Consider the following 10,566-nt stretch of genomic DNA (forward strand, 5'->3'; position numbering starts at 1 on the left):
GCGATCGACCGCTGTCTTGGTCGATTGGATATGGCGCAGGTTTCGGAGCCATCCCTCGACCGCTTTTTATCCCCTTAAAAGGGGAGGCGCATACCCACGATTTTTCGGTAAATATAAAATTTAATTTAGTACAGGACTTACGCAACGGCACTAATTATAGTGGTTAAATTCGCAATAATGACCAAATCATACACTATATGTAGCGGTACTGCGTAAGTCCTGTAGTAGTTAAGTAGAGCAAGCTAAAAAAAAGAGGTTGCATTTTTAATTACAAAAACTTTTAAGCTAATTTATAGTTTTATACATAGTTCCCAAAATTTATCATATTCTACTTATATCATACCTTATATTCATAGATACACCACTAAGCAAATACACTTTTGATATCTTTGATCTTCCCAGAAATAGTACTTCGATGTCCTCTCACTAAAGTAAATTGTCCTAGTACAGGATGGCGGAAATAACTGACCAGTTACAAAATCCTAAAACAATTACAAATCAAAAATAATTGGCTGTCAGATGTGCGTATTATATTTTGGAGGGGCTGTTTGCGGAACTGTTTCCGCACTTTAAAAGCGCTGTAGGAAACCTCGTCAATTAGCACTCGCTTTTAACTTTTGAATTTTAATATTATATCCGGATAATTCAGTGATAAAAAAACCTTCTCCTTTCCTTCCTGCCAAGTGTAAGTATTCAACCGGGCATAATATAACTTCCGCCTAGTGGCACTAGCTCTAAGGTAAGCATTCAGCCGTCAGCCATCAGCTATCAGCTATTGCTTTTAATTTAGGATAAAAGCAATATTTAATTGTCTTACTACAAAAATTGGCTCCCTTGTCCTTAAAGTTAGTTGTTAATTTAAACACTTTCCTTAAGGAGAGAATCTTGTTGCTGATAGCTGACAGCTAATAGCTGTTTGCGCAGCATTCCGCAGGAAATGCTTACGCTCTAAGACGTAGTGCTATATAGCAATCCTATTTTATTCGTGTCAAAAATCTTACTGCTTTTTAGGGAACAGGGAACAGGTAACAGATAGGAGTTTCAGTTTTTTTATCTACTTTTTGATTTGTCACAACTTATTTAGGATTGCTATATAACTAATCTATTAAAAAATATAGATTTTTGTTGAACAATAATTTACTGAGATAAGTAAGTTATTGAAAATAATTTTTAGCAAAAAAAATCATCTTAGTTAATCGACAATTATATATCAAACAAATAAATTATAGCAATATGATTTGAGTTGTGAGATATTGGAAATTTTTAGGTATGGAGGGAACACTTAACTGGGAACAGAGAAGAGAAAAAAACGTATCATATGAATATAATAATTGCTATATTCTACACTTTTAAGGAACATCTCAATTCTCACAACTCATTCCTGATTGCTATAACAGTATTTATATAGAAATAACAATCTAATTAATTAATTAATAAATAAATAAATACCATGATTTATAAACTATTAAATGCAATTGTAGTTATAAGTTTTAGCTATGTATAAAAATATCAAGTTTTAAGTTATGTTACTGACCTAAATCAATCAAATAAATTTGAATCCATATTTTTCCAAAATTTTCATATTTTTACTTTGTAATACTTAATACTTATACCAAGAAAAAATTTCACTACTTAAACTAAGTTAATCAACAGGACATTTTGGCCAAAATACTTAACATAGATTTAGCTATAAAGCTGGTCATCATAAAATTTAGTAGCCAAAATCAACTGAAATCTTAATTAATTTTTCTACTTTCTACTTTCTTCTGTAGTTAAGCTATTATAAAATCTAAGAAGTAAGTTGCTATTCTATAGCTTCGTTCTAGTGCCAATCAAAGTATAAAAATTAAGGCACAGTTAATGTTAACTATAAAAACCGGGAAACTAAAAAAAATCTTTAAAATCAAACTATTGCAGAAAAAATGAGCAGAAATAAACAACTATTAAATCAACGTAAACAATTTCCTGAACCTCAACCAGATGATTTTTTTAAGGTCTTTAGTCAGTCTCCAGTAGGTACGTCAACTTGGAACTGGATTTTAACTAACTCTCGTTCTGGAAAAGATAGAATTTTTTTGCCTCTATCTACAGCAACAGGGTTAACAACAGATTATGAACCATTATTTTTATTAAAAGTTTCTTCAGGGAAAAGTTGGAACTTAGAAAGTTCTGTAAAAGTGACTGCTAAAGCAGGAGTTTTTATCACAAAAGTAGGTTCTATATTTGTTGCACCACTATATGTACTTTTCAAGTTATCTGGAAATGATTATATTTATCACATTTGGATTAATCATTATGGTGGAGATATTTTACCTTCTCCTCTGTATAAGCTGCAAAAAATGCAATATTTAACTCTACTCTTAATAGAAGATAAAACTCAGCCAGAAAGAGCAATCAAAATTGAGAATCAAATAAACTGGTCAAGTTTAATAACAAAAATTGAATCAGTTTCATCTTGGAATAAAAGTGTGTTTGAGAAGTTTAATTATTTAGCATATTCTGCTCAAGAATTGTGGAATAGAACAACAGAAGAACAAGTAAAAAAAACAACAATAGCTAAGTTAAACGATCGCTTTAGAAATGGGGATAAAAGTTTAGGAGAGTACAAAATGAGTAGGCAAGTATTAGCATTGCCAAGAAAAAAGCAAAAACAATTATTTAAAGAAATTCAGGATTTTTCTGATTTTACACCAGAAAACGATCCTAGAGGTGAACATAATTCAGGTCAAGTTACAATGGATGGTGTAGAATACGTTTGGAAAATTGACTATCTAGATACAAGTATGATTATGTTGTCAGATGCACCAGAAGATATCAATAAAACTACTAGAGTATTATTGGTCATACGAGCTGATGAATATTAGATATCTCTAGCAAAGAGGGAGTAGGGATTCAACAATTAATAATTAATAATTACCCCTCCTTGAAAATGGATAGGATTGACTCAAAGGAAAAATTTTTCTTTTTTCTCCCTGAAAGGAGAGGCTTTAAACCTTAATTGTTCGGTAACAAGTAGGGAGTAGGGGGGAATAATTGATAATTTCTGTGCGATAATTGATTTTATTTTTTATCCCACATTCCGCACGTCAAATTGTAATGTTAAAAGTTGATGATGAACTTGAGACACCAGAAAATCTTTTGCCACTATTCCCTCTCTTGGTGCGCATTCCCTATCTTGGTCAGCATTCCCTTGCATCTTAACCGACGCGAGGTCGCACCGCTGTTCTCTGTTCCCTGCTATAGTATTCAAGATATTAATAACTAGAAAAATTAAGGAATAAAATAGTGATTTTAGGAAAAGCAACAATAACGGCAACTAAATCTTATGCTCAACTTCATCAAGCAAAATATACCCGAACAAACTTCCGAGAAATTAATGGCTTAACAATGAGTTCTATAGGGATTGGAACATATCTTGGAAAATCAGATGCAACAACAGATGATTTAGTCACAGAAGCAATTATTAAATCAGTAAAAAGTGGAATAAACTTAATAGATACTGCTATTAATTATCGTTCTCAACATGGTGAAATGAGTGTTAAAGCAGCTCTTATTCAGTTAATAAAATCACAAATAGTATCCCGATCAGAATTGATTATTTGTTCCAAGGGCGGTTTTATTCCTAATCGAGAAAGAGAAAAATGGTTTACACAAGAGTATTTAGAAAGCTCCAAATTTAATATTCAAATGACAGATATGGTGGCAGGAATTCACTGTATGCACCCAGAATATATTCAAGACCAGCTAGAGCGTAGCTTAACAAATTTGGGAGTAGAAACTATTGATATTTATTATTTACATAATCCAGAAACTCAACTGGGAATTATTCCTTCAGAGGAATTTTATCATCGTCTGAAAGCTGTTTTTGCAGTGTTAGAAAAAGCTGCTGATGCTGGCAAAATAACTGCTTATGGAATAGCTACTTGGCAAGGTTTTCGAGTGCCACCAACAGATGCAAAACATATAGACTTAGCCAAAGCTAAATCTATTGCCCAACAGGTATCAGGTGGAAATGGCGATCGCTTTCAATTCATTCAACTGCCAGTAAACTTGACAATGCCAGAAGCAGTTATCGCTCCTACTCAAGCTGTAGATGGCAAAATTTTACCTGCCATTACCGCAGCAAACAAATTGGGTATTAATGCGATCGCTAGTGCGTCCATTGCCCAAGCTAAAAACCTCGTGCAACTTCCTCAAAATATTATTCATGGCCTTGGCGAAAATCTGAAAACAGATGCGGTACGCGCTCTCCAATTTACTCGCAGTGTGCCTGGTTTATCTTCGGCCTTAGTTGGCATGAAATCTCCTCAGCATATAGAAGAAAATCTGGCCTTAACTAGCATTCCTCCATTAGATGCTACGGACTTTGCCCAGTTAATAGGTTGATTAGTAGGGGTAGGAGACAGGAGACAGGAGACAGGAGACAGGAGACAGGATAAATGGGAATTCAGGATAAATGGGAATTATAGAAGAGGTAGGAGTAATAATTGTCCCTAGATTTTTCTGCCCAACTATGCGCCTAAAATACTAACTTTTTGAGGGTTTTAGGCAGAAAAATAGGCACTTTTTTCGACTCCAAAAAGGCACTTGTCTTTATATGTCAATGCTTTTAGATTTAATCAGCAAACCCTAATTACACCAATGCTACCGGACATGATACTAGGAATCAACTTTTTTAGATTCTAGATTTTGCCGAAAAATTAAGGTATAAAACCTCTCCATTCATGGAGAAAAAAGCGGTCGTTTTGCTACGCAACATGTAAAGCGCAGCGCACCCGTTGGGTGGGATGGCGAGGAAACCTGCGCCATATCCAATCGACCAAGAGAAGAAAAAAATTCCTTTTAACCCAATCCTATCCGTTTTCAAGGAGAGGTAATTCTAAATTCGCGCATTCTAAATTCTAAATTCTTGATACTTGACTAATCATTCCAGAATTGCTATCTTAAAAATATCAGCAGTTAAAATCAAAGGTGATGGGCAGACAGAAAGAGTTTAATAGAGATGAAGTATTAATGAAGGCAATGCAAACCTTCTGGTGTTATGGCTATGAGGGGACTTCCATACAAACCTTAGTTGATAAGATGGGTATCAACAGAGGCAGCCTTTATGATACTTTTGGCGATAAGCAATCTCTGTTTCACGAAGCGATCTCCTATTACGACTCTAGACTTGTATCACCGATGATTAGTAAACTAGAAGCCAATGATGCTTCTAAACAAACCATTGTAGATATCTTTTATGGCATGATTAATTCTGCTGTAACAGACGAAGATCGTAAAGGCTGCTTAATTACAAACACTGCTGTTGAGCTTGGTGGCAACAACCCAGATAGCGCCAAACAAATTGCTGCCAAGATACAACAAATTGAAAATGCACTTACAAAAGCTTTAACTACAGCTCAAGAAAAAGGTGAAATTAGTCAGAAACATAACTGTACTACCGTAGCCAGATTTCTTACTTGTTGTTTACAAGGTTTACGGGTAGTTTCTAAAGTTAATCCTGACCGAAAAGCATTACAAGATATAGCTAAAATGGCTCTTTCTGTTTTATAGCAGGGAACAGCGAATAGAGGAAAAAATATTTCCCTGTCTGAGACTCATCATCAGTCTATATCCTAAGTAACTTGTTTGTTACTGTAGATTAATTTACCTACTTTTAATTTTTTTGTCTTAATTGGAACAATCATTCTAAATAATCGGAGAAAATCCCATGGAATTAACTAAAAGCTTACAACAACTCCAAACTGAAATAGAAGCTAAACTACCACAAGATGCAAAGGAAAAAATGAATAAAGCGGTAGTTGATTTAGCTAACACTGATATTGTTGACAATAGCTTAAAAGTAGGGAAAAAAGTTCCTAACTTTAGCTTGCAAAATGCAGTAGGTAAAATAGTAGAATTAAATTCATTACTTGTAGAAAGTCCTGTAGTAATTTCTTTTTATCGTGGCGGATGGTGTCCTTACTGCAATATGGAATTAAGAGGTTTACAAAAGTATTTGCCACAAATCACAGAATTAGGAGCAAAATTAATCGCCATTTCTCCAGAAACACCAGACAATTCTCTTTCCACAACAGAGAAAAACGAATTAACTTTTGAAGTCTTAAGCGATAGTGGAAATAAAGTTGCTAAAGAATTTGGTTTAGTATTTGAACTGCCCGAAGAATTACGCCCAATATATCAAAGTTTTGGCATTGACTTACCAGCTTACAACGGTGATGAAAGTTTTGAATTACCAATTGCTGCTACTTATGTAATTGCCTCCGATGGTACAGTTATTCATGCTTTTGTTAACCCAGATTATACACAACGTCTCGACCCAGAAGAGATTATTAATGTGTTAAATAATTAGGAGTCAGGAGTCAGGAGTCAGGAGTCAGGAGCTAGGAAGGAAGAGGGAAGAAGTAAGAAGAGAAGAACGTTTTTGATCGCTGTAAACTATTGCTCAATTGACGAATTAAAAATTTATAAATCCCCTAATTTTTCTGGAATAGTTAGGGGATTTGCTTGAGTTTATTGACAGCAAAATTAACTGTTACGGATGCTGCCATCTGGCATAATTGTATTTTCAAAATAAGCTTCTTTAAAACTAATTTCATCCCAACTAATATCCAAAATAACTTTTGTGAAGTCAACTTGAGTTAAATTAGCCTTAGAGAAGTTAATATAACCTTCAATCTTAGCATTAGTGAAGTTAGCTCTGCTCAGATCGGCGCAAGGGAAGCAAGTCTCGCATAAATAAGTACTGCTCAGATTGGTTTCTCTTAAATTAGCATAAGTAAAAGAAGCTTCTTGCAAGTCAGAGCCACTAAGGTTAGCTGCACTCAGGTTAGCCTGGGTGAAGTTAGCTCGCCACAGAAAAGCCTTATTCAATTTAGCACCACTCAAATTCGCTCTATCAAGAAAACGTTTGCGTAAACTAATACCTCTAAGATCGGCTCCACTCAAGTTACTGTTTTGCAAAGCATAGATGAGTTCTTCCAGACTATCTCCCCTGAATTTAACTCCTCTTAAGTCGATTCCGTTCTCGAAATATTGGTCTGTGTATTCGATTGTGTATCTAGTAAAATCCGGCTGTCTGGCAGCGTAAAGTTCTAGTAACTCTTCATATCAAATCCGGTAGTATCGGTGTAATAAGATAGTGAATCAGAATCCAGCAATTCTGCAATTCAGAACTCAGAAGATAAGAGAACTCAGAATTCTTTCCGCTCTGGGTAAAGATGGAATATTTTTTTATACCGAATTAAACGGATTTGATATCATATAGTAATTTCAGAAATTTTACTCATTAGTGTGTTCCTAATTTCGTCAGTCTATTGAGCTTTTACTTTAAACAATTAAATCAAACATTTAATATTTTTTGATATAAAAAGGACTTACGCACTGACAATAGATATAGAGTTTTGGTGTGTTACGCTAGCGCGCTTCACACCCTACTAGACTTCCCTACTCCTCTACTCCCTAAAGTCCCAAAATTCACTATAAATAAATACGAACAGGGAACAAGATAAAGAGCTATCAAAGTTGAGCCACCAACACCACCAGCGATCGCTATTGCCAAAGGAGGCCAAAAGCTACCACCTTGTACTAACAAAGGAACAAATCCTACCATTGTAGTTAAGGTTGTGGCAACTACATGACGAGTGGAACCCATAACAACTTGACGAATAGCTCGACGGTTGCCTGTGGATGCTTCAGGGTCTTCCAGGATAGCAGCTAAAACTACTACTGAGTCATTAATAGCAACTCCCACTAAACCAAATGTTCCGATCAGACTCATAAAACCAAAGGGATAACCAAATAACCATAAACTGAAAAATCCTAAACCAATAGCACAAATAGCAACTATTCCAATAATGGCAGTTGCTCGGAAGGAATGTAAGGATAAAACTAAAATTGAAGTTGCTAACAACAACACTAGAGGCACCGTAGCAAACAAATTTGCTTCAGTTTCACCTTGTTTTTCTGACTCTCCAGCAACTTCCAACCAATACCCGGATGGTAATTCAAAGTTTGAATCATTCAACTTTTGTTGCCACTCCTGCAAAACTTCAGAAGGTAAAACTCCGGCAGCAACAAAACCTTGAATCAAGTTTACCCGTCTACCATTACGTCTTTTAATCAGAGAAAATTCTGGCTTTAATTCTGCTTTTGCTAAAGCTGACAGGGGTATTGTGTTAGTTGAACTAAATTTGTTTTGATTTAAACTCGAACCAGTTGGTTGTAAATCTAGAGATGTAATTTTGCTAACCTCTCCCCGTTGAGAGTTCGATACTCGTACCCGCACTGGTAATTCTTCAGTATCTTCAATTACTGAACCTCCTAAATTTCCCTCCAGTGAGGTCTCCAACTGTTGTGACAAACTAGCACGATCTAATCCTGCTAAACGAACTTCTTCTTCATTCACTTGTAATTGTAGTTGGGGTCGAATTTCGCTTAAAGTGTCGCGGGTGTGAGTTACATTAGGAATTTGAACTAAGATACTCCTTGCTTGTTGTCCTAATTCTTGTAGACGATTTAAGTTAGGACCATAAATTCTCATTTCTACTGGTGCATCAAAGGGAGGTCCCTGTTCTAATTGTCTGATCAAAATTTGAGCTTCAGGGAATGCAGTATCAACTTCTGCTTGGAGTACATTAATAAATTCTGGTTTAGCTATTAAATTTAACTGTAAAATGCCTTGAGCGTAATTTGAATCTTGTCTACCTGATGCTAAGTTGTAGAAATACCGAGGGGAACTACGTCCTAAAAACCACTGTATTTCTTCAATTTCTGGATGCTTTAACATTGAATTTCTGACTTTTATAGCTGTATTTTTGTTTTTTTCAATGGAGCTTAAAGCAGGTAATTCTAATTCTATTTGCAGTTGATTTCTTTCTGCTGGAGGAAAGAATTGTCGGGGGAGAGTTTTGACTTGAATGAAACCAGTTATCGGTAAAATTAAACCTAATAATATTCCTAACCATGGACGGCTCAATACACTTCGTAGACTGACTTGGTAAAGTTCAGCTAAAGAGGAATTTGCAAACCCAGTTTGCCACCATTTTCGTTGAATATAATGCGAAGAATCATGATAAGTATGATATAATTTTCCTGCTAAACCAGAACCTATAGTTAGAGATAATATTAAAGAAGAAATAACAGCTAAAATCACACTAATGCCAATACCACCGGCAAATTCTCCACCAGGACCAGACATTAAAACAATTGGTAAAAATGCTAGAGCTGTAGTTAAAGTTGATGCTGTTAATGGCAGGAATAAATGATTAAATGCATCATTAATAGAAGTTTCAGCGCTCAATCCAGAAACCATATTTTTAGTAATTCTATCAACAACAATAATTGCTGTATCAATCAATAATCCTAAAGCTACAATTAATCCAATTATTGAGGTTTGATTTACAGAAACATTCAGAAGTTTCATCATCCCTAAAACCATACAGCTTGATAAAGGTAATGCTAAACTCACAACAGTTGCAGATTTCCAACCCATTAAAAAGACTGTAATTCCAAATACCAGCATACCAGTCACTAACAGGTTTAACATCAGACTGTTGAAACGAGCTTGAATATAATTATTTTGATTAAAAATTATCTCAAGTTTTAGACCTGTACCAAGCTCTTGCCGGAATTTTTCTATAGCTGCTTCTGCTGATTTTGCCCAAAGGTCTATTTGATAATCTGAGTTGACAAATACAGCTAAAGTAGAGGCAGGATGACCATTAATTAATGCTAGTTCATTTGCTGGTTCAGCAATTTTTTTCCTCACTTTAGCAATGTTTCCAAGTCGAGTAAATTGCCCTTGTTTACTAAAGCTAATTGGAATATTTCTAATCCGCTCTAGGGAATCTAAATCTGAATCAACTTCTAGAAGTAAATCATTATTTTGACTACGAAATTGACCAGAAGAAACTTTAGCATCACTTTGTTTAATTTGCGTAGATAATTGTTGTGGAGTAATACCAATACTAGCTAACTGAGCTGCATCAATTTCTACTAATACTTCTTCTTGAGGATTACCAATTTCGGCGATTTTTTCTGTTCCTGGTAATGCTAATAATTTATCTTTTAATGATTTAGATAAACGGGTAAGAATCGCATAATTTGGGTTTGTATCTTGTTCCCAAGTTAAAGCCGTAATCATGGTATAAGCTCTAGCTTCAAGTTCTTCTAATCGTGGCTGACTTCTACTAGCAGGTAATTGAGGAGTAACTTGATTTAATTTATCTCTAATTTTTAACCAAACTGTGTCCACATTTGATTTCTTAACTGAATCTAGTAATTCAATACTAATAGTTGAACTTCCTACTTTAGAAGTTGAATTTGTAGTTTTAATTTCTTCAACTTCAGATAATTCTTCTTCTATTTTTTCTGTGAGTAACGCTTCAACTCTTTCCGCATCAGCTCCCGGCCAAAAAGTTGTGATGACTGCAAAGCGGGAAGTTAATTCTGGGTCTTCAAGTCGTGGCAATGTTAAAAAAGATGAGATTCCCCAGACCAAAATAATTAGTATAGTTAGTATTAATAATCGCAAGTTCCGATAAAATAAGGTAGCCATTTCAGTTA

General features: G+C 34.9%; 7 protein-coding genes. 4 read left to right on the top strand and 3 right to left on the bottom strand.

Translation table 11 applies throughout. From position 1 onward, the window contains the following. The first annotated feature begins 1,922 nt into the window (after positions 1-1,922). Positions 1,923-2,864: a DUF3768 domain-containing protein gene (locus tag AC3DU7_RS14370; RefSeq protein ID WP_488040016.1), complete on the top strand. Its 942-nt coding sequence runs from the start codon at positions 1,923-1,925 to the stop codon at positions 2,862-2,864. 203 nt (positions 2,865-3,067) lie between these two features. Here the strand turns inward: AC3DU7_RS14370 and AC3DU7_RS14375 are convergent, their stop codons facing one another. Next, the gene (locus tag AC3DU7_RS14375) at positions 3,068-3,250 is read right to left on the bottom strand and encodes a hypothetical protein (protein ID WP_488040017.1); all 183 of its coding nucleotides are present in this window, start codon (positions 3,248-3,250) and stop codon (positions 3,068-3,070) included. A 35-nt stretch (positions 3,251-3,285) separates the two neighbouring features. Here AC3DU7_RS14375 and AC3DU7_RS14380 point away from each other — a divergent pair, with 35 nt between their 5' ends. The 3 genes from AC3DU7_RS14380 to AC3DU7_RS14390 all read left to right on the top strand — a co-directional run bounded on the left by AC3DU7_RS14380 (position 3,286) and on the right by AC3DU7_RS14390 (position 6,352). Then, the gene (locus AC3DU7_RS14380) at positions 3,286-4,386 is read left to right on the top strand and encodes an aldo/keto reductase (RefSeq protein ID WP_488040018.1); all 1,101 of its coding nucleotides are present in this window, start codon (positions 3,286-3,288) and stop codon (positions 4,384-4,386) included. A gap of 588 nt (positions 4,387-4,974) precedes the next feature. Further along, on the top strand, positions 4,975-5,553 hold the full coding sequence (locus AC3DU7_RS14385; RefSeq protein WP_488040019.1) for a TetR/AcrR family transcriptional regulator: 579 nt from the start codon (positions 4,975-4,977) through the stop codon (positions 5,551-5,553). A gap of 157 nt (positions 5,554-5,710) precedes the next feature. Continuing rightward, the gene (locus AC3DU7_RS14390) at positions 5,711-6,352 is read left to right on the top strand and encodes a peroxiredoxin-like family protein (RefSeq protein ID WP_488040020.1); all 642 of its coding nucleotides are present in this window, start codon (positions 5,711-5,713) and stop codon (positions 6,350-6,352) included. Positions 6,353-6,528: 176 nt separating this feature from the next. On the opposite strand, the gene AC3DU7_RS14395 is transcribed toward AC3DU7_RS14390, so the two are convergent. Together AC3DU7_RS14395 and AC3DU7_RS14400 are read right to left on the bottom strand one after the other, a co-directional pair. Beyond that, positions 6,529-6,963, bottom strand: a complete 435-nt coding sequence (locus tag AC3DU7_RS14395; protein ID WP_488040021.1) for a pentapeptide repeat-containing protein — start codon at positions 6,961-6,963, stop codon at positions 6,529-6,531. 463 nt (positions 6,964-7,426) lie between these two features. Next, positions 7,427-10,558 (bottom strand): efflux RND transporter permease subunit, encoded by a 3,132-nt coding sequence (locus tag AC3DU7_RS14400; protein ID WP_488040022.1) that lies wholly within the window; start codon positions 10,556-10,558, stop codon positions 7,427-7,429. Between the last annotated feature and the right edge of the window lie 8 nt (positions 10,559-10,566).

This window comes from Okeania sp. (assembly GCF_983059655.1).